The sequence below is a fragment of the Pigmentiphaga humi genome (genome assembly GCF_900606115.1).
Taxonomy (GTDB): domain Bacteria; phylum Pseudomonadota; class Gammaproteobacteria; order Burkholderiales; family Burkholderiaceae_B; genus Pigmentiphaga; species Pigmentiphaga humi.
The window spans coordinates 152552-171068 of record NZ_UWPJ01000024.1; the positions used below are offsets into that span (position 1 = coordinate 152552).

17 protein-coding genes are annotated in these 18517 nt (G+C 69.4%); 9 read left to right on the forward strand and 8 right to left on the reverse strand.

The genetic code is table 11. The annotated features are described in order from the left end of the window. The 8 genes from ntrB (at position 1) to cobA (ending at position 10299) form a co-directional block, all read left to right on the forward strand. Positions 1-918, forward strand: coding sequence for a nitrate ABC transporter permease (ntrB, locus tag PIGHUM_RS16070; RefSeq protein WP_246013239.1), 918 nt, complete (start codon positions 1-3; stop codon positions 916-918). A gap of 18 nt (positions 919-936) precedes the next feature. Next, a complete protein-coding gene (locus tag PIGHUM_RS16075; RefSeq protein WP_187697799.1) occupies positions 937-1743 on the forward strand; it encodes an ABC transporter ATP-binding protein in 807 nt (268 codons plus the stop codon). Positions 1744-1797: 54 nt separating this feature from the next. Continuing rightward, on the forward strand, positions 1798-2373 hold the full coding sequence (locus tag PIGHUM_RS16080) for an ANTAR domain-containing response regulator (protein ID WP_124080582.1): 576 nt from the start codon (positions 1798-1800) through the stop codon (positions 2371-2373). A gap of 28 nt (positions 2374-2401) precedes the next feature. Continuing rightward, complete coding sequence (locus PIGHUM_RS16085; protein ID WP_222929265.1) at positions 2402-3565, forward strand: CmpA/NrtA family ABC transporter substrate-binding protein; 1164 nt, start codon at positions 2402-2404, stop codon at positions 3563-3565. 318 nt (positions 3566-3883) lie between these two features. After that, positions 3884-6328: a nitrite reductase large subunit NirB gene (nirB, locus tag PIGHUM_RS16090; protein ID WP_124080613.1), complete on the forward strand. Its 2445-nt coding sequence runs from the start codon at positions 3884-3886 to the stop codon at positions 6326-6328. Further along, the gene (nirD, locus tag PIGHUM_RS16095) at positions 6328-6777 is read left to right on the forward strand and encodes a nitrite reductase small subunit NirD (RefSeq protein ID WP_124080614.1); all 450 of its coding nucleotides are present in this window, start codon (positions 6328-6330) and stop codon (positions 6775-6777) included. Before nirB ends, nirD begins: the two co-directional genes overlap by 1 nt. Before the next feature lie 20 nt (positions 6778-6797). Further along, positions 6798-9506: a nitrate reductase gene (locus tag PIGHUM_RS16100; protein ID WP_124080584.1), complete on the forward strand. Its 2709-nt coding sequence runs from the start codon at positions 6798-6800 to the stop codon at positions 9504-9506. Between the two features lie 28 nt (positions 9507-9534). Then, positions 9535-10299, forward strand: a complete 765-nt coding sequence (gene cobA / locus PIGHUM_RS16105) for a uroporphyrinogen-III C-methyltransferase (RefSeq protein ID WP_124080585.1) — start codon at positions 9535-9537, stop codon at positions 10297-10299. On the opposite strand, the gene PIGHUM_RS16110 is transcribed toward cobA, so the two are convergent. From PIGHUM_RS16110 to PIGHUM_RS16145, 8 genes are read right to left on the reverse strand one after another with little or no spacing between them, the layout of a single operon-like run. After that, complete coding sequence (locus tag PIGHUM_RS16110; protein WP_124080586.1) at positions 10252-11028, reverse strand: hydroxypyruvate isomerase family protein; 777 nt, start codon at positions 11026-11028, stop codon at positions 10252-10254. The two genes, cobA and PIGHUM_RS16110, sit on opposite strands and share 48 nt — an antisense overlap. A 26-nt stretch (positions 11029-11054) precedes the next feature. Next, positions 11055-11822: an ABC transporter permease gene (locus PIGHUM_RS16115; RefSeq protein ID WP_124080587.1), complete on the reverse strand. Its 768-nt coding sequence runs from the start codon at positions 11820-11822 to the stop codon at positions 11055-11057. After that, positions 11819-12601 (reverse strand): ABC transporter permease, encoded by a 783-nt coding sequence (locus PIGHUM_RS16120; protein WP_246013240.1) that lies wholly within the window; start codon positions 12599-12601, stop codon positions 11819-11821. Before PIGHUM_RS16120 ends, PIGHUM_RS16115 begins: the two co-directional genes overlap by 4 nt. Further along, a complete protein-coding gene (locus PIGHUM_RS16125; protein WP_124080588.1) occupies positions 12598-13374 on the reverse strand; it encodes an ABC transporter ATP-binding protein in 777 nt (258 codons plus the stop codon). The genes PIGHUM_RS16120 and PIGHUM_RS16125 overlap by 4 nt, the downstream gene beginning before the upstream one ends. A gap of 54 nt (positions 13375-13428) precedes the next feature. Beyond that, positions 13429-14403, reverse strand: a complete 975-nt coding sequence (locus PIGHUM_RS16130) for an ABC transporter substrate-binding protein (protein WP_124080589.1) — start codon at positions 14401-14403, stop codon at positions 13429-13431. A gap of 31 nt (positions 14404-14434) precedes the next feature. Next, a complete protein-coding gene (locus tag PIGHUM_RS16135) occupies positions 14435-15316 on the reverse strand; it encodes an NAD(P)-dependent oxidoreductase (RefSeq protein WP_124080590.1) in 882 nt (293 codons plus the stop codon). Positions 15317-15357: 41 nt separating this feature from the next. Continuing rightward, positions 15358-17064, reverse strand: a complete 1707-nt coding sequence (ilvD, locus tag PIGHUM_RS16140; RefSeq protein WP_124080591.1) for a dihydroxy-acid dehydratase — start codon at positions 17062-17064, stop codon at positions 15358-15360. Positions 17065-17083: 19 nt separating this feature from the next. Then, positions 17084-17788 carry a GntR family transcriptional regulator gene (locus tag PIGHUM_RS16145; protein WP_124080592.1) on the reverse strand — a complete coding sequence of 235 codons (705 nt, stop codon included), beginning with the start codon at positions 17786-17788 and terminating at the stop codon, positions 17084-17086. A gap of 188 nt (positions 17789-17976) precedes the next feature. On the opposite strand from PIGHUM_RS16145, the gene thpR reads away from it, so the two are divergent. Beyond that, on the forward strand, positions 17977-18516 hold the full coding sequence (thpR, locus tag PIGHUM_RS16150; protein ID WP_160142312.1) for an RNA 2',3'-cyclic phosphodiesterase: 540 nt from the start codon (positions 17977-17979) through the stop codon (positions 18514-18516). Position 18517 lies beyond the last annotated feature (1 nt).

Sequence of the window (18517 nt, forward strand, 5' to 3'; positions counted from 1 at the left end):
ATGACCGCCACGGCCCGCTCTCTCGCCTCTTCTTCCGGACCGGATGCCGCCCCCGCCGCGGCCGAGGTCATCGACCTGCACCCGGGCCCGGCCACCGCTTCCGCGAAGCCCAGGCGTGCCACGCCGCTGCTGGCCCGCATCGATGCGCGCGCGCTGTGGGAGGGGTTCGTCAAGACCGTCGCCGGCCCCTGCCTGGGCTTCGCGCTGCTGGCCATGGTCTGGCAGCTCGTGGCCGCCGCCATCCCCGAGATCCCGTCTCCCGGCACGACGGCTCGCGCCGCGCTGGCGCTGTTCTCCGATCCGTTCTACGACAATGGCCCGAACGACCAGGGCATAGGCTGGAACCTGCTCTCGTCGCTGCGGCGCGTGGCCATAGGCTTCGGGCTGGCGGCGCTGGTGGGCATTCCGGCGGGCTTCATCCTGGGCCGCTTCGCCGCCGTCAACGCCGTGTTCTCGCCCCTCATCAGCCTGTTGCGCCCGGTCTCGCCGCTGGCGTGGCTGCCGCTCGGCCTGCTGCTGTTCAAGGCCGCCAACCTGGCGGCCATCTGGGCGATCTTCATCTGCTCGATCTGGCCGATGGTCATCAACACCGCGGTCGGCGTGAACCGTGTCCCGCAGGACTACATGAACGTGGCGCGCGTGCTCAAGCTGTCCGAATGGAAAATCATGACCCGGGTGCTGTTCCCGGCGGTGCTGCCATACATGCTGACGGGCGTGCGGCTGTCCATCAGCACCGCCTGGCTGGTGATCGTCGCCGCCGAGATGCTGACCGGCGGCGTCGGCATAGGCTTCTGGCTGTGGGACGAGTGGAACAACCTGAAGGTCGAGCACATCGTCATCGCCATCTTCGTCATCGGCGTGGTCGGCCTGCTGCTGGAAACCCTGCTGACGCAGCTCGTAAAGCGCTTCACGTATTGATCCCATGCCCAAGGAGCCATGATGGAAAAATTCCTCAGCATCGAAAACGTGGGCCAGGTCTTCAAGACGCGCAAGGGCGATTTCGTCGCGCTGCGCGACATCGACCTGGCCGTGGCCAAGGGCGAGTTCATCTCGCTGATCGGCCATTCCGGCTGCGGCAAGTCCACCCTGCTCAACCTGGTCGCCGGCCTGACGCGCCCCACCTCGGGCGTGCTGATCTGCGCGGGCAAGGAGATCGCAGGTCCCGGGCCGGACCGCGGCGTGGTGTTCCAGAACCATTCGCTGCTGCCCTGGCTGAGCTGCTACAAGAACATCCACCTCGGCGTCGAACAGGTGTTCGGCGCCAGGGAAGGCAAGGAGAAGCTGCGCGAACGCACCCTGGCCGCCCTCGACCTGGTCGGGCTCGCGCATGCGGCGCACAAGCTGCCGCACGAGATATCCGGCGGCATGAAGCAGCGGGTAGGCATCGCGCGGGCGCTGGCCATCGAGCCCGACGTGCTGCTGATGGACGAACCCTTCGGCGCGCTCGACGCCCTGACTCGCGCCCATCTGCAGGACGAACTGCTCGGCATCGTCGCCAAGACCCGCAGCACGGTCATCATGGTGACCCACGACGTCGACGAGGCGGTCCTGCTGTCCGACCGGATCGTGATGCTGACCAACGGTCCGGCCGCGACCATAGGCGAGATACTGGAAGTGGACCTGCCCCGGCCGCGCGACCGCATCGCGCTGGCCGAGGACGAGCGCTACCATGCCTGCCGCACGGCGGTCATCGACTTCCTGTACCGCAAGCAGAGCCATCCGGCGGCCCGCCATGCGGCCTGACACCCCGACGAAACCCGGCCCCGTGGCCGCCCCACCATCGCCCTAGTCCGCCGCATGCCAAGCGTCCTGCTCGTGAACGACACCGACAAGCCCATCGCTGAATTGCGCGAGGCCTTGCAGCGGGCCGGCTACGAGATCCTGGGCGACGTGGCGCACGCGCGGGCGCTGCTGCATGCGGTCGAGACCCAGCGCCCCGACGTCATTCTGATCGATACCGATTCGCCCACGCGCGACACGCTCGAGCAGCTGGCCGTGATGAACGCCGCCGCGCCGCGGCCGGTCGTGATGTTTTCCGACGTAGCGGATCAGGACATGATCCGCGCCGCCATACGCGCCGGCGTGACGACCTACGTGGTGGACGGCATGGCGCCGGAAAAGCTCGCTCCCGTCCTGGAAGTCGCCTGTGCGCGCTTCGACGAAGAAGACAAGCTGCGCCGCCGCCTGGCCGAGGTCGAACAGCAGCTCGCCGACCGCAAGGCGGTCGACCGGGCCAAGGGCTGGCTGATGGACAGGCGCGGCCTTTCCGAGGCCGAGGCCTTCGAGCTGTTGCGCAGCCAGGCCATGAAACAGGGCGCGCGGCTGGGCGACGTGGCGCGGCAGCTGCTGTCGATGTCCGAACTGCTGAAATGATCTTGCACGCCCTATGACGGATATTCCGATGCCGCTTCCCCCTACTCCAACGGCGCACCCCGGGCATGTGGTGGCCGGTTCCGATGCGCCGGAAAAACGCCGGTTGCGGGTGGGCTTCATCGCGCTGACCGATTGCGCGCCGCTGGTCATCGCCGTCGCCCGAGGCTACGACCGCAAGTACGGCCTGGAAATCGTCCTGGAGCGCCAGCCGTCGTGGGCCGCCGTACGCGACAAGCTGCTGTCCGGCGAGCTGGACGCGGCCCATGCCTTGTACGGGCTGGGCTACGGCGTGCAGCTGGGCGTGGGCGGACCGCAGCACGACATGGCCATGCTGATGTCGCTGAACCAGGGCGGGCAGGCCATCACGCTCGCGCGGGCGCTGGCGCCCCGGGTCCGCAGCGGCGCCCAACTCGCCAGGCTGGTCCGCGCCTCGGCCGAACGCTACACCTTCGCCCACACCTTCCCCACCGGCTCCCATGCCATGCTGCTGTACTACTGGCTCGCGGTCCACGGCATCGATCCACTGCGCGACATCCGCAGCGTGGTCATCCCGCCGCCGCAGATGGCCGAACACCTCAGACGCGGGGAAGTGGACGGCTACTGCGTGGGCGAACCCTGGAATGCCCTGGCGCAAAGCCAGGGCAAGGGCTACACGATCGCGCTGACCTCCGAGGTCTGGCGCGACCATCCGGAGAAAGTGCTGGCCTGCACCCGCGACTTCGCCGACCGCCATCCGCACGCCGCGCGCGCGCTGATCATGGCGCTGCTGGAGGCTTGCCGCTACCTCGACGTGCCGGCCAACCGCGAGGAGGCCGCATCCTGGCTGGCCTTGCCGGACTACGTCGACGCCCCGCGCGACGTCATCGCGGCACGCCTGCTGCCGGGCCGCGATCCCCATGCCGGCGTGCCCGGCATCCGTTTCTTCGCCGACGGCGAGGCCAACTATCCCTACCTGTCGGACGGCATGTGGCTGCTCACCCAGTACCGCCGCTGGGGCATGCTGCGCGCCGCGCCCGACTACGCCGGCGTGGCCCGTGCCGTCAACCGCCTCGATCTGTACCGGGAAGCCGCGGCGCAGCTGGGCATTGCCGCGCCGGCCGGCCCGTCGCGTTCGAGCATGCTGATAGACGGTAAGGTCTGGGACGGCAGCGCCCCGGCTGCCTACGCCGACAGCTTCGCCATCCACGCCTGATCCGCGCCGGCGCCGCCCCGCGCCAGTGCAACGCGCCCGCGAACGCGCACCAGGCCAGTGCGGCGAACCGGACCCTCCCCGCGGCAAGCCGTCCCGCACCCTGGCCAGGCCGCCCAGGCGGGCGGGAAACGCGATCCGGCATTGCCCGGCACGGCATTTGCTTAATCGAGGATGCGGACGCGCGAGCGCCGCTCAGACAGTACGCCAGGCCGCGGCGCATGCCGGCGGCCCGGCCCCAGGACAACGGCGTCCCCTTGCAGCACGGCTGCGGCGGGACGCCGTTTTGTTTTTCCGGAACAGTCAGACGAGTCGCACATGATGAACAGACCGAAACTGGTGGTAGTGGGCAACGGCATGGCGGGCATACGCACGCTGGAGGAATTGCTGGCGCTGGCGCCGGATCGCTACGAGATCGCGGTGTTCGGCGCCGAGCCGCACCCCAACTACAACCGCATCCTGCTCTCCCCCGTCCTCGCCGGCGAGCAGGATTTCCAGGACATCGTGCTCAATCCGTACTCGTGGTACGAAACGCATGGCATCGCCCTGCGCACCGGCACGGCGGTGACGCGCATCGACCGGCGCCGCCGCGTGGTCGCCGCCGCGGACGGCAGCGAAACCCCCTACGACCGTCTGCTGCTGGCCACCGGCTCCACGCCGTTCATCCTGCCCATTCCCGGCAAGGAGCTGGACGGCGTCATCAGCTACCGCGACATCCACGACACCCAGCTGATGATCGAGGCCGCGCAGAGCAGGCGCCGCGCCGTGGTGATAGGCGGCGGCCTGCTCGGGCTGGAGGCGGCCAACGGGCTGAAGCTGCGCGGCATGGACGTGAGCGTGGTGCATCTGGGCGAATGGCTGCTCGACCGCCAGCTCGACCGGAACGCCGGAAAGATGCTCGAAGCCTCCCTGGCGGCGCGCGGCCTGTCCTTCCTGCTCGGGCGCTCGACCGCCGAGATCCTGGGCGACGACGCCGGCCGCGTGCGCGGCGTGCGCTTCAAGGACGGCGAGGAGGTCGATGCCGAGCTGGTGGTGATGGCCGTGGGCATACGGCCCAACGCCGCGCTGGCCGAGTCGGCGGGGCTGCACTGTCGCAACGGCATCGTCGTCAACGACGTGCTGCAGACCTTCGACCCGCGCATCTACGCCGTGGGCGAATGCGTCAACCATCGCGGCACGGCCTACGGCCTGGTGGCGCCGCTGTTCGAGATGGCCAAGGTCGCCGCCAACCACCTCGCCGAACTGGGCTACGGCAGCTACAAAGGCTCGGTGCTGTCCACCAAGCTCAAGGTCACCGGCATAGACCTGTTCTCGGCAGGCGACTTCGCCGGCGGCGCCGACACCGAAGACATCGTGCTGTCCGATCCTGCGGGCGGCGTCTACAAGCGGCTGGTGATCCAGGACGACAAGCTGGTGGGCGCCTGCCTGTATGGCGACACCGTGGACGGCGCCTGGTACTTCAAGCTGCTGCGCGAAGGCCGCCCCATCGGCGAGCTGCGCGACCGGCTCATGTTCGGCGAATCGAGCGTGGGCGATGCCGGCGTGCAAGGCCAGAGCCGCGCCGCGTCCATGCAGGACAGCGACGAGGTGTGCGGCTGCAACGGCGTCTGCAAGGGCACCATCGTCCGGGCCATCCAGGACCAGGGCCTGTTCACGGTGGACGACGTCAAGAAGCACACCAAGGCCGCCAGTTCGTGCGGCTCGTGCACCGGCCTGGTCGAACAGATCCTGATGAACACGCTGGGCTCCAACTTCCAGGAAACGCCCAAGAACCGCGCGGTGTGCGGCTGCACCGACCACGGCCACGAGGCGGTGCGCCGGGCCATACGCGAGCACAGGCTGCTCAGCCACGCCGAGGTCTACCGCTTCATGGAATGGCGCACGCCCAACGGCTGCGCCACCTGCCGCCCCGCCATCAACTACTACCTGATCTCGACCTGGCCGCGCGAGGCCGTGGACGACCCGCAAAGCCGCTTCGTCAACGAACGGGTCCACGCCAACATCCAGAAAGACGGCACCTTCTCGGTGATTCCGCAGATGAAGGGCGGCGTCACCAATGCATCGGAACTGCGCCGCATCGCCGACGCGGCCGAGAAGTACCGGGTGCCCATGATCAAGGTCACCGGCGGCCAGCGCATCGACCTGCTCGGCGTGAAGAAAGAAGACCTGGTCCCGATGTGGAAGGACCTGGGCATGAACTCCGGACATGCCTACGGCAAGTCCATCCGCACCGTGAAGACCTGCGTGGGCATGGAATTCTGCCGATTCGGCACGCAGAACAGCACCGCCATGGGCATAGAACTGGAAACCATGCTGGCCAATATGTGGAGTCCGCACAAGGTCAAGCTGGCGGTGTCCGGCTGCCCGCGCAACTGCGCGGAATCGGGCATCAAGGACGTGGGCGTGATCGCGGTGGACAGCGGCTGGGAGATCCACGTGGGCGGCAACGGCGGCATCAAGACGGAAGTCGCGCAGTTCCTGGCCAAGGTCAGGACCGCCGAGGAGGTCAAGGAATACGCCGGCGCCTTCCTGCAGCTCTACCGCGAAGAAGCCTGGTACCTGGACCGCACGGTGCACTACATCGCGCGCGTGGGCCTGGACTACGTCAAGCGCAAGGTGGTGGACGACGCCGCCAACCGCAAGGCGCTGCACGAACGGCTGCTGTATGCGCTGGAAGGGCTGCGCGACCCGTGGGCCGAGCGCGTGGCCGGCAAGGCCCGGCGCGAATACATCCCCTTGAAGCTGGTTTCCGAAGAGGTCGCATGATGAACGCCAACGACACGCTCGCCTGGATCCGCCTGTGCCGGGTGGACGACATCCCGCCGCTGGGCAGCCGCGTGGTCGAACGCGACGCCGGCAATCTGGCGCTGTTCCGCACTGCCCAGGACCGGGTCTTCGCGCTGCTGGACCGCTGCCCGCACAAGCAGGGCCCGCTGTCCCAGGGCATCGTGCACGGCGAATCGGTCACCTGCCCGCTGCACGGCTGGAACATCGGCCTGGACGATGGCCAGGCCAAGGCGCCCGACCAGGGCTGCGCGCGCCGCTTCCCGGTTCGCGTCGAAGCCGGCGTGGTTTATGTGGAAGGTCCCCCCCTACGCGCTGACGCGCGCCCCCCAGGGGGCGGCACCGGCGGACTGGCGGAGCCAGATCCGCTGTGCCCTGGATCGGGCGGTGCGCTTGCACCGACGGTTGGCGACGCTCAGCGCAATGGTTAATTGAAACTGGGGAGTCCACCATGGGCGAGTTGCGCACTACCGCGTCCACTTGTTGCTATTGCGGCGTCGGCTGCGGCGTGCTGATAGACAGCGACGGCGAACGCATCGTCGGCGTGCGCGGCGATCCGGATCATCCGGCCAACGCCGGCAAGCTGTGCTCCAAGGGGCTGTCGCTGGCGCTGACGGCGCAAAGCGACGCGGGGCGCGCATTGCTGCCCTCGTGGCGGCCCCGGCGCGGCGAGGCGCTCCAGCCGATCGGCTGGGACGAGGCCTACGATCACGTCGCCGCCCGGCTGGCCGCGATCGTCCGGCGCCACGGGCCGGACGCCGTCGCCTTCTATGTCTCCGGCCAGTTGCTGACCGAGGATTACTACGTCTTCAACAAGCTGGCCAAGGGCCTGGTGGGCACCAACAACATCGACACCAATTCGCGGCTGTGCATGTCCAGCGCGGTAACGGGCTACAAACTCGCCCTGGGCGCGGACGGTCCGCCCACCTGCTACGAAGACCTGGACCATGCGCGCACGGTACTGCTGGCCGGCAGCAACATGGCCTATGCGCACCCGGTCCTGTACCGCCGCCTGGAGGCGGCGCGGGCCGCCGATCCCGAGGTGCGCTGGATCGTGGTGGATCCGCGCCGCACCGATACGGCGGCGATGGCCGACCTGCACCTGCAGATCCAGCCCGGCACCGACGTCGCGCTGTTCAACGGCATGCTGCACCACCTCATCTGGGAAGGCTGGCTCGACCCGGCGCACATCGGCCTCCATACCGAAGGTTTCGACGAGGTCAAGCGCTTGGTGCGCGACATGCCGCCGGCGGCTGCGGCGGCGCTGTGCGGCATCCGCGAACAGGACCTGTGCCAGGCGGCCGAATGGTTCGCCCGCAGCCCTGCCTCGCTGTCGCTCTATTGCATGGGGTTGAATCAATCCAGCCATGGCACCGACAAGAACCTGGCCCTGATCAACCTGCACCTGGCCACCGGCCAGATCGGCCGGCCGGGCGCCGGCCCGTTCTCGCTCACCGGCCAGCCCAACGCCATGGGCGGGCGCGAAGTGGGCGGCATGGCGACCATGCTGGCGGCGCACCGCGACATCGGCAACGCCGCGCACCGCGAAGAAGTCGCCGCTTTCTGGCAGGTCGGCGACCTATCCGCCCGGCCCGGCCTGACGGCCGTCGATATGTTCGACGCCCTGGCCGATGGGCAGGTCAAGGCGGTGTGGATCACCTGCACCAACCCCGTCCATTCCCTGCCCAACATCGAGGTCGTACGCAAGGCCTTGCGACAGGCCGAACTCGTGATCGTGCAGGAAGCCTATGCCGATACCGACACCGTGGCCTACGCGGACGTGCTGCTGCCCGCCGCCAGCTGGGGCGAGAAGGAAGGCACGGTGACCAACTCGGAGCGGCGCATCTCGCGCGTGCGCCCGGCCGTCGCGCCGCCCGGCCAGGCGCGCGCCGATTGGCGCATCGCCGCCGACGTCGGGCGGCGCATGCAGGCGCTGCTCAAGCCGGGCACGCCCGAGCTGTTTCCGTACACCGGCCCGCGCGAGATTTTCGACGAGCATCGCGCGCTGACCGTGGGGCGCGACCTGGACATCGGCGGGCTGGACTACGCGCTGCTGGACGCCGCGGGCCCGCAGCAATGGCCGCTTCCCGCCGGCCAGGTTCGCGGCCAGGCGCGGCGCTACACCGATCACCGCTACGCGACGGCCTCGGGCAAGGCGCGTTTCCAGCCCACCCCGTATCGCCCGGTGGCCGTGGCCACCAGCGCCCGCTATCCCTTCCACCTGACCACCGGGCGCCTGCGCGACCAATGGCATGGCATGAGCCGCACCGGCCGCGTGGCGCGCGCGTTCTCGCACGCTCCCGAGCCGACGCTGGACATGCATCCGGACGACGCGGCGCGCCGCGGCCTGGCCGAGGGCGACCTGGTGCGCGTCGCCAGCCGCGACGGCCAGCTCGTGCTGCCGCTGCGCCTGACCGACGAACTGCCCAGCGGCAGCCTGTTCGCCGCCATGCACTGGAGCGGCCGCTTCATGAACAGCGGCGGCATCAACGAGATCAGCAACGCGGCGGTGGATGCCAAATCCTTCCAGCCCGAGTTGAAACACAGCGCGGTGCGCGTGGAGAAAGCCGAGCTGGGCTGGCGCGTGCGCGCCGCGATCCTCGTGGCCGATCAGCGCGATATGGTGGAACGGCGCAGCCGGCTGCAGAGCCTGCTCTCGGCCTGCGGCTATGCCAGCCTGGGCCTGCGCGGCGACGAATCGCGCGCGGCGCTCGCCCTCACGGCCGCGCTGGCCGCACCCGACGAGGCATGGCTGGCGGCCCTGGCTGCCGCGCTCGGCATGGACGCCAGCCCGGATGTCCTGGAATACCAGGACCGGCGCCAGGGCGTGCGCAAATGCGCCCGTTGGCGGTCGGAGCGGCTGGACGCGTTCCTGCTCGCCGGCGACGCCGCCCACGCCGACGCGCTGGCGCAGCGGCTGCTGGACCCCGCTCCCTGGACGGGCTCGCGGCTGCGCGTGTTCACGCCCGACGCCGCCCCTGCGGTCCGGGACCGCGTCGTCTGCCAGTGCAAGAGCGTTTCCGAATCGGCCATACACGCCGCCGTTGCGCGAGGCGCGGACGTGGCCGCCCTCAAATCCACACTGGGCTGCGGCACGGTCTGCGGCTCGTGCGTGCCGGAACTGACGCGCATGTGCGGCGGCGCCCGGCTCTCCGCATGAACGCCGCCATCACGGCAAGGACACGGACATGAAACCAGGACGAGTGATACTGATGGGCGCCGGTCCCGGCGACCTGGACCTGCTCACGCGCAAGGCGGTGCGGGCATTGCTGGCCGCGGACGTGCTGCTGCTGGACGAACTGGTCTGCGCCGACCTCGTCGAACTGGCGCCGCGGGCGCGCGTCATGCGCGTGGGCAAGCGCGGCGGCTGCCGCTCCACCCCCCAGGACTTCATCCAGCGGCTGATGCGGCGCTATGCGCTGCAGGGCAAGACCGTCGTGCGGGTCAAGGGCGGCGAGGCCCTCCTGTTCGGCCGCGCGGGCGAGGAAATCGCGTTCCTCGAGGCGGCCGGCATCGAGGTCGAACTGGTCAACGGCATCAGCGCCGGCCTGGCCGCCGCCACCTCGCTGGGCATTTCGCTCACCCACCGCGGCCACTGCGACGGCGTCAGCTTCGTCACCGCCCACACCCATGACGGAACGGGGCCGGACTGGGCCGCACTGGCGAAGAGCCGCACCACGCTGGTGATCTACATGGGCATGCAGCGCATCGAGGCGGTCTGCGCCGCGCTGCTTGCCCACCTGCCCGGCGGCACGCCGGCCGCCGTCGTGCAGTGGGCTTCGACGCCGCGCGAGGCGCGGCTGGTCACACGGCTGGATACGCTGGCCGGCGCGGCCCGCGAGGCCGGGATGGCCAGCCCGGCGGTCATCCTGGTCGGGGATGCGATCGGCCAGGCCCGGCGGCGGTCAACGGCGGGCGCCGAGCCAGCCCAGCGTGTCCTCGGTGCGGCCTGAGGGCACGTATTCCGCCCCGACGAAGCCGTCGTAGGGCATGGCCGCTATCGCCTCGAACACCTTGGCGAAATGGATCTCGCCGGTGCCCGGTTCGTGGCGCCCGGGATTATCGGCGAACTGGATGTGGCCGATGCGGGCGCAGTGGCTGCGCAGGGTGCGGATCAGGTCGCCTTCCATGACCTGCATGTGGTAGATGTCGTACTGGAGACGCAGGTTGGCGCGCCCGACGCGGTCGATCAGCTCGAACGCGGCGCGCGAGGTATCGATCAGGTAGCCCGGCCGGTCCACGGTATTGACGGCTTCGGTCACCACGCCGATTGCCAGCTCGCCCATCACGTCGGCCGTGTGCGCCAGGTTGGCCGCGAGCGTGTCCAGGCAGCGCTCGCGCTCGTGCTGCGGGTCGGGACAGCCGGCCAGCACGTTGATGGTGCGGGGCCGGAGCACGCGCGCCACCTCCGCCGCCTGCCGTACCGCCTCGCGGTACTCGGCCTCGCGGCCCGGCACGCCGGCCAGCCCTTGCCCGCCTGCCATCAGATCGCCGGCGGGCACGTTGCACAAAGCCAGTTCGACCCCGGCTTCCTGCAAGGCCCGCTGCCAGGCGGCGGCATCGTGGTCGTATGGAAACTGCACCTCGACCGCGTCGAAACCCGCGCGCCGCGCAGCAGCCGGCCGCTCCAGCTCGGGCACTTCGGTGAACAGCATGGACAGGTTGGCGGAAAAACGGAGCATGGCGGGAGCAACCAGTAGAAAAGCGTTCAGGACTCCTCGGGAAAACCGCGCAGGAAGAATCTGCGCGCCTGCCCGAGCAGGAAATTGAGCACCAGGCCCAGCAACGATATCGCAATCAGCGCCACGAACATATCGATCGTGATGAAGCTGCGCGAGGCGATCACCAACTGGTGGCCGAGCCCGTCGGTGGACGTGATCATTTCCGCGAGGAACACCACCACGCAGGAGATGACCAGGCCGATCCGGCATCCGGTCAGGATCGAGGGCATGGCGGCAGGCAGCACCACCGAGGTGGCGATGCGCGAGCGCGGCGTGCCGGCCGCCAGCGCGGACCATATCAGTTTGGGCTCTACCGTGCCGGCGCCGTGCAGCGTCGCCAGGAGGATGGGAAAAGCGGCGTCGGCCACCACCAGCGCGATCTTCGAGGCGTGATCGAAGCCCAGCAGCAGGATGAAGGCCGGATACAGCGCGACCTTGGGAATCGGCCCGAGCACGCGCACCAACGGGGTGACGATGGCCTTGCCCGCGCGCGTGCGCGCCCCGGCCAGGCCCAGCCCGACGCCCAGCACGAGCGCGATGAAGAAGCCCGCGAACAGGCGCAGCAGCGTGACGCCCACATCCGCCAGGAAGTCCGGCGACGCCATCTGCTCGGCAAAGCGCGCCGCCACGTCCAGCAGGCTGGGCAGCTGGTTCGGCGTGACGCGCCCCGACATCGCCAGACCCTGCCATCCCGCCAGGAGCAGCAAGATGGGAATGGCCCCGATCCAGGAGGGAAAACGCCGGCCGCGGTTCATAGTGAACCCGCCGCGGCGTCGGACTGGCGGTCGGCCCAATGGGTCAGGCGCGCGCGCGCCGACTCGAAGCACACGTCCAGCAGGATGCCCAGGGCGCCGATGACCACGATCATGGCGTAGACCAGTTCGTACTGGGCCATGTCCATGGCATTGAACAGGATGTTGCCGGCGCCGTCCTGGCGCGCGATCATTTCGCTGGTGATCATGGTGATCAGACCCATCACGATGCCGGTGCGGCAGCCGGTCAGCACTTCGGGCAAGGCCGCGGGCAGCACGACGCGCACCATGCGCTGCAGGCCGTTCATGCCCATGGCCGCCGCCGACCAGAGCATTTTTTCCTCGACCGCCCGCGCGCCCTGGTAGCTGTGATACAGCAGCGGCAGGCTGACGCCCAGGAACACCACCAGGATCTTGGAGGCATCGCCGACCCCGAGCCACAGCATGATCAGCGGCATCAGCGCCGCCTTGGGGATGGGATACACCACCATCAGCAGCGGGTTGAGCAGGGATTCGAGCAGCGCCGACCGGCCCATCATCAAGCCGATGGGCGCGGCCACCGCGAGCGCCAGCGCGAAGCCGATCACCATGCGCCGCAGCGAACCGAGGATGTCGAGCAGCGAGTCGCGGTCGGCCAGGATGGCGGGCAGTTCGCGCATCGCCTGGCCGGCGGTGGGCAAACCGGCGTTGTCGTAGAGCAGCGCGGCGGCCTGCCAGGCCAGCAGCAGCGCCAGGCACACCAGCAGCGCGGAGACGCCGGGCAGGCGCAACAGGGATTTCACGGCGCCGGCTCCTCGTCCGCGCGGTTGTCGATCATCGCCTCGATGTCGATCACGTACTGCTGGTAGCGCGGGTTGAGCAGCAATTCCGAGCGTATGCGCGGACGCGGCAGGTCTATCGTGACGATTTCCTTGATGCGGCCGGGGGACTGGGTCAGCACCACGACGCGGTCGGACAGGTAGACGGCCTCCTCCACGCTGTGGGTGACGAACAGCACGCTCTTGCGGTCGCGCTCCCAGATGCGCAGCAAATCGTTCTGCAGCCGGTTGCGCGTGTGCGCATCGAGCGCCCCGAAAGGCTCGTCCATCAGCAATACGGCCGGATCGTAGGCGAGCGTGCGCGCGATCGCCACGCGCTGCTTCATCCCGCCCGACAACTGCTTGGCATAGAAATGCTCGTAGCCTGACAAGCCGACCATCGCCAGCAGCTCGCGGGCGCGCGCCTCGGCCCGGGCGCGGGGCACGCCTTGCTGGCGCAGTCCGTAGCCGACGTTGCCCAGCACCGTCTTCCACGGAAACAGCGCGAACTCCTGGAATACCGGCCCGCGGTCGGTGCCCGGCCCCGTTACCGGCTTGCCGTCGATCTCGACGCTGCCCGCGCTCTGCCTGACGAAGCCGCCGACGATGTACAGCAAGGTGGACTTGCCGCAGCCCGACGGCCCCAGGATGGAGATGAATTCACCATCGGCCAGGTCCAGCGAGATGTCGGACAGCGCGACGTGGCTGCCGCCCTTGCCGACGGCGAACACTTGCGAAACGTGCTTGATAGCAATCATGGGAATCTTCCAGGCCGGAACCCCGGCGGGGCTCCGGCTTCTACAGCGGAAACGCTACTTCATCGGCGCGTGGATGTCGCCGTTCTGGAATGACGACACGCTCACCTTCGCCGACATCAGGCCGGTCTCGGTAAAGCTGTCGAGCAGGCTCTGGATGGCGGGGAAGTCCGGCGCCATGCCGGGATCGCGCGCGAAGTCGTTCGCCTTGAGCAGATAGGTGTCGAGCACCGGCACGGGCGCCCTGGTCACCTGCGACACGATCTTCAGAGTCTCGTCGCGGTTGGCCAGCACCTTGCCCATGGCGGTGGTGAGGTCGCGGATGTAGGCCTTGACCGCCTCGGGATGCTGGTCGATGAATTCCTTGCGGCAGGATTCCAGGATGTGGACGAAATTGGGCTGCTGGTCGGCCACCGAGAACAGCTTGCGCAGCCCGCCCTTGGCCTCGGCGCGGGCGGCGAAAGGCTGGTTCAGCACGCCGATGTCGACGCGCCCGGAGCGGATCGCGTCTTCCGAGGGCGCGAAGCCCGTCTCGACGATCTTGACGTCGGTCTTGGGGTCGATGCCGTTCTTCTTGAGCATTTGCACCAGCGGCGCGTAGACGCCCGCGCCGATCACCGATACGCCGATGCGCTTGCCCTTGAGGTCCTTGACGGACTTGATCGGCGAATCGTCTTTGACCGCCCAGTACACCGAGAAGCTGCCCGGTTTCTCGAACACGTGCTGCGCGATCACCGAGGTCTGCACCTTGGCCTCGATCAGGCCCTGGCCGATGGACAGCGGCGTCTGCGTGCCGCAATCGACCGCCTTGGCGGCGAAGGCCTGCATTACCGGCGAAGTGCCCTGGAACTGCACCCACTCGATCTTGTACTTGCTGCCGATCTGCGGGAAATCCTCGGGGCGCTTCATGAGCCAGTACTTCGCCTCTTCGGCGGGGATCAGCCAGCCCACGCGGATCGCTTGCTGAGCAGCGGCGGGAAGGGAGCAGGCCGCGACGGCGCCGGCCAGGGCGATTGCTGCGAGTTTCTTCATGACGGACTCCAGACGGGTGCGTTGAGGGCGTTCAGGCGGGCTTGCCGCCCAGTTTGTAGATCTCGAGCGCTTCGGATTCGGGTCCGAGCGTGGCGTTGACCATGCGCAGGAGCTGCGAAGCCACCGCCGTCATGGGCACGGGCGTGCCGGTCTGGCGCGCCAGTTCCACCACGCTGTCCAGGTCCTTGAGCATGGTGTAGGTGTGGCCGATGGGCGGATGGTGCGTGGCCGTCGCCATGCGCGGCAGGAACAATTGCAGCGGCTTGGAGTCGGCGAAGCCGCCGGCCAGCGCCTGCGGCAGCAGCAGCGGGTCGATGCCAGAATTGGCCGCCAGCCGGGTCGCCTCGGCCAGGATGGCGATGGTGCCGCCGACGATGACCTGGTTGCACAGCTTCGTCGTCTGCCCGGCCCCCAGCGGCCCCATCAGCGTGAAGCGCTGCGCCATCTGCTGCACGTAGGGCGCGACGCGCGCATGGTCCTCGGCGCTGCCGCCCGCCATGATGGCCAGGGTGCCGTCCTCGGCCCCCTTGGTGCCGCCCGATACCGGCGCGTCCAGCCAGCGCATGCCGTTGGCCGCCGCCAGCCGGCCGGCGATGTCGCGCGTGGCTTCGGGCGTGATGGACGAGAAATCCACCACGAGCCTGCCCTCGCCCGCGACGCTGGCCAGGCCGTCCGGGCCGAAGACCACGGCTTCCACGGCCGCCGCGTCGGTCAGGCACATGAAGACGATGTCGACGGCGCGCGCCACCCCGGCGGGGCTGGCGGCCACCACGGCGCCCGCCGCCCGCGCCGGCTCCGCCTTGGCCGCGGAGCGGTTCCACACGTGCACGGCGTTCCCCGCTTTCAGCAGCCGCAGCGACATGGGCAGGCCCATCAGCCCCATGCCCAGGTATCCCAGTGTTGCCTTGCTCATAGTCTTTCCTCTCCTTCGTGTTCTGCGATGTTCCCGGCCGTTCAGGTTCCGGCCGGCTCCGGCCAGACCGCGCCGCCCGCGTGGGTCACGGCGCCCAGGTCCGCCTGGCCGACCGTCCTGGCGTACTTGGACAACAGCCCGGCGCGATGATTGGGCGGCGGGGGCTGCCAGGCCGCGCGGCGGCGCGCCAGCTCGGCCTCGTCCACCAGCAGCTCCAGCGTGCGCGCATCGCCGTCGACGCGGATGCGGTCGCCGTCGCGCACCAGCGCCAGCGGGCCGCCCGCCGCCGCCTCCGGCGCGATGTGGCCGACGCAGATGCCGCGCGTGGCGCCGGAGAACCTGCCGTCTGTCAGCAAGGCGACCTTCTCGCCCATTTGCTGGCCGTAGATGAGCGCGGTCACGCCCAGCATCTCGCGCATGCCCGGGCCGCCCGCCGGGCCCTCGTAGCGGATGATGAGCACGTCGCCCTCGGCGTAGCGGCGCTCGCTGACGGCCCGGGCGCAGGCATCCTCGCCGTCGAACACGCGGGCCGGCCCCTCGTGCACGCGCTTGGACAGGCCGGCCACCTTCAGCAGCGCGCCGTCCGGGGCGAGGTTGCCCTTGAGCACCGCCAGCCCGCCGTCGGGCAGGATGGGCCGGGCGGCGCGGCGCACGACCTTCTCGTCGGGCTCGGGCGCGGCGCCATGCTCTTCGGCCAGGGTGCGGCCGGTCACGGTCGGACAGGTGCCGTCGATGTGGCCGCTGCCGATCAATTCGCGGATCAGCACCGACACGCCGCCGATGTCGTAGACGTCCTTGGCGACGTACTTGCCGCCGGGCCGCAGGTCGCCGATCAGCGGCGTGCGCGCGAACACCTCGGCCACGTCGTCCACCGTGAAGACGATGCCGGCTTCGTTGGCGATGGCCGGGATGTGCAGCGCGGCGTTGGTCGATCCGCCCGTGGCCGCCACCAGGGCGCAGGCGTTCTCCAGGGATTTGCGCGTGACCAGGTCGCGCGGCAGCGGGCCGCCTTCCTCGATGATGTGCATGACGATCTGGCCGGCGCGGCGGGCGATGTCCAGGCGCTCGGAATAGACGCCCGGCACCATGGCCGAATTGGGCACGGTCAGGCCCAGCGCCTCGGCCACCATCGCCATGGTGTTGGCGGTGAACTGGCCCGCGCACGCGCCTATGGTGGGCTTGCAGGCGCGCTCGAGCAGCATGACTTTTTCCTCGGTCATCTTGCCGGTCTGCGCCGCGCCCACCGCCTCGTAGGCGTCGAGCACGGTAATGTCGCGGCCCTCGAAACGCCCCGGCAGCGCGCTGCCGCCATAGACGAACACGCCTGGCACGTTGCAGCGCACCAGGCCCATCATCGCGCCCGGCAGCGTCTTGTCGCAGCCGCCGAACGCCACCAGCCCGTCATGGGCATGGCCGTGCACCACGGCCTCGATCGAATCGGCGATCAGCTCGCGGCTGACCAGCGAGAACTTCATGCCCTCATGGTTCATGCCGATGCCGTCGGACACCGAGATGGTCGAGAACTCGCGCGGCGTGCCGCCGGCCGAGGCCACGCCCATGCGCGCCGCCTCGACCTGGGGCGCATGGGTCATGTTGCAGGGGCTCAGGTCGCCGCGCATGCTGACGATGCCCACCATGGGCTTGGCGATGTCGGCGTCGTCCAGGCCGGTGGCGCGCATGAAGGCGCGATGCGGCGTCCGGTCCAGGCCATGGCGCGTAATGTCGGATCTGAGTCGCTTGGTCGTCATGGATGAAACTCCGGGATGTTCAAGGATGGGGAATGCCGGGCTCGTGGAGCGGCGTGCCGGCGAGGCGGTCGAAGATCCAGCTCACGTCGGTTTCGACGAACTTGCGCGCCGCGGCGTAATCGCCGGCCCGGAACGCCTGGACCGTCGATTCGTGCAGGCGGTCGGCCGTCACGGCATCGGTATGCAGCAGTTCGCGCATCGCGCGCAGATAGGCGCCGGAGCGCAGCCACAGGCTGTCGATCACCGCCAGCATGACCGGCGACTGCGCCGCCTGGTAGATGGTGTAGTGGAAGATGCGGTTCTTCTCCAGGCTTTCGGCCAGCCCTTCGCGCGACCGGCGCGCCACCGTGATCTCCTCGGCCAGCCGCGCCAGTTCGTCGATCTGCGCGGCCCTCAGGTGCGGACCGGCCCATTCGGCAACCGTGCCCTCCACCAGCACCCGCGAACGGCGGATGTCTTCCAGCCGCTCGGGCGTGATCAGCGGCACCCGCACCGTGCCGCTGCGCATGGGCTCCAGTCCTTGCTGCGCCACCAGTTGGCGCAAGGCTTCGCGCACCGGCATGGTGCTGGTCTGGAGCGCGTTGGCGAGTTCCTGGATGCCCAGCACCTGGCCGGCCGGATACTCGCCGTGCATCAGCTTGTTGCGCAGGGTCCGGTAGACCGACTCGGCCACCGACGCCCGGACGATGGGCTGGATGTCGCCCAAGGCGGAAAGTGTGGTCATGAAGGACGATCTCTGTAGCGGAGCGTGGGAGGCGCCGAGGATCGCAGATATTCGATATTTGATCAAATCCTAACAGCCTCGCCGGCTGTCTTGCACCGGGGATTACATGGAGCCGAAGCGGTTTGCGCTCCGGCGGCCGTGAACCGGCGAAAATGGCGCTAGGCCCCTTTCCCGAAGGACGCGTATCCATGCCCGCAGCGCCCCTCTGCCATCCGCGCAGCTTCATCGCCCTGGCCCCCGATGCCGCCAGCCGCGCCCGCCTGGCCGAAGCCGGCACGGCATTGCCGCCGGCCCGGCTGCTGGCCGCCGACCTGCACCTGACGATCGCTTTCCTGGGCGCGCTGGAGGCCAGGCAGGCCGCGGCGCTGCAGGCGGCCCTGCAGCCGCTGGCGCGCGCCATACCCGACCTGGAAGCAGCCGGGCTGACGCTGTGGCCCCATGCCGCCCGCGCGCGGGTGGCCGTGGCCACCTTCGGCCTGCCTGACGCCTTGCGGCAGATGGTGGCGCAGACGCAGGCCGTCCTGCGCGCCATGGACCTGCCGGTGGAGGACCGCCCCTACCGGCCCCACGTCACGCTGGCGCGGTTCGGGGCGGGCAAGCCCGCGCCGCGGGCCCTGCCGGAGATCGCCCTGCCGCCGATGCGCTTCGAGACGCTGGGCCTGTACTGCAGCGCCGGGCCGGGCGCCGGCACGCGGTATCGCGCGCTGTTCCGGCTGCCGCTGGCCTGAC

Bases quoted from the DNA above. Each gene is read 5' to 3' on its own strand.
- cobA (WP_124080585.1), top strand. From the start codon at position 9,535: ATGAAACCAGGACGAGTGATACTGATGGGCGCCGGTCCCGGCGACCTG.
- PIGHUM_RS16130 (WP_124080589.1), bottom strand. From the start codon at position 14,403: ATGAAGAAACTCGCAGCAATCGCCCTGGCCGGCGCCGTCGCGGCCTGC.
- PIGHUM_RS16110 (WP_124080586.1), bottom strand. From the start codon at position 11,028: ATGCTCCGTTTTTCCGCCAACCTGTCCATGCTGTTCACCGAAGTGCCC.
- PIGHUM_RS16145 (WP_124080592.1), bottom strand. From the start codon at position 17,788: ATGACCACACTTTCCGCCTTGGGCGACATCCAGCCCATCGTCCGGGCG.
- PIGHUM_RS16100 (WP_124080584.1), top strand. From the start codon at position 6,798: ATGGGCGAGTTGCGCACTACCGCGTCCACTTGTTGCTATTGCGGCGTC.
- PIGHUM_RS16085 (WP_222929265.1), top strand. From the start codon at position 2,402: ATGCCGCTTCCCCCTACTCCAACGGCGCACCCCGGGCATGTGGTGGCC.
- PIGHUM_RS16075 (WP_187697799.1), top strand. From the start codon at position 937: ATGATGGAAAAATTCCTCAGCATCGAAAACGTGGGCCAGGTCTTCAAG.
- PIGHUM_RS16115 (WP_124080587.1), bottom strand. From the start codon at position 11,822: ATGAACCGCGGCCGGCGTTTTCCCTCCTGGATCGGGGCCATTCCCATC.
- PIGHUM_RS16080 (WP_124080582.1), top strand. From the start codon at position 1,798: ATGCCAAGCGTCCTGCTCGTGAACGACACCGACAAGCCCATCGCTGAA.
- ntrB (WP_246013239.1), top strand. From the start codon at position 1: ATGACCGCCACGGCCCGCTCTCTCGCCTCTTCTTCCGGACCGGATGCC.
- nirD (WP_124080614.1), top strand. From the start codon at position 6,328: ATGAACGCCAACGACACGCTCGCCTGGATCCGCCTGTGCCGGGTGGAC.
- ilvD (WP_124080591.1), bottom strand. From the start codon at position 17,064: ATGACGACCAAGCGACTCAGATCCGACATTACGCGCCATGGCCTGGAC.
- PIGHUM_RS16125 (WP_124080588.1), bottom strand. From the start codon at position 13,374: ATGATTGCTATCAAGCACGTTTCGCAAGTGTTCGCCGTCGGCAAGGGC.
- PIGHUM_RS16135 (WP_124080590.1), bottom strand. From the start codon at position 15,316: ATGAGCAAGGCAACACTGGGATACCTGGGCATGGGGCTGATGGGCCTG.
- nirB (WP_124080613.1), top strand. From the start codon at position 3,884: ATGAACAGACCGAAACTGGTGGTAGTGGGCAACGGCATGGCGGGCATA.
- thpR (WP_160142312.1), top strand. From the start codon at position 17,977: ATGCCCGCAGCGCCCCTCTGCCATCCGCGCAGCTTCATCGCCCTGGCC.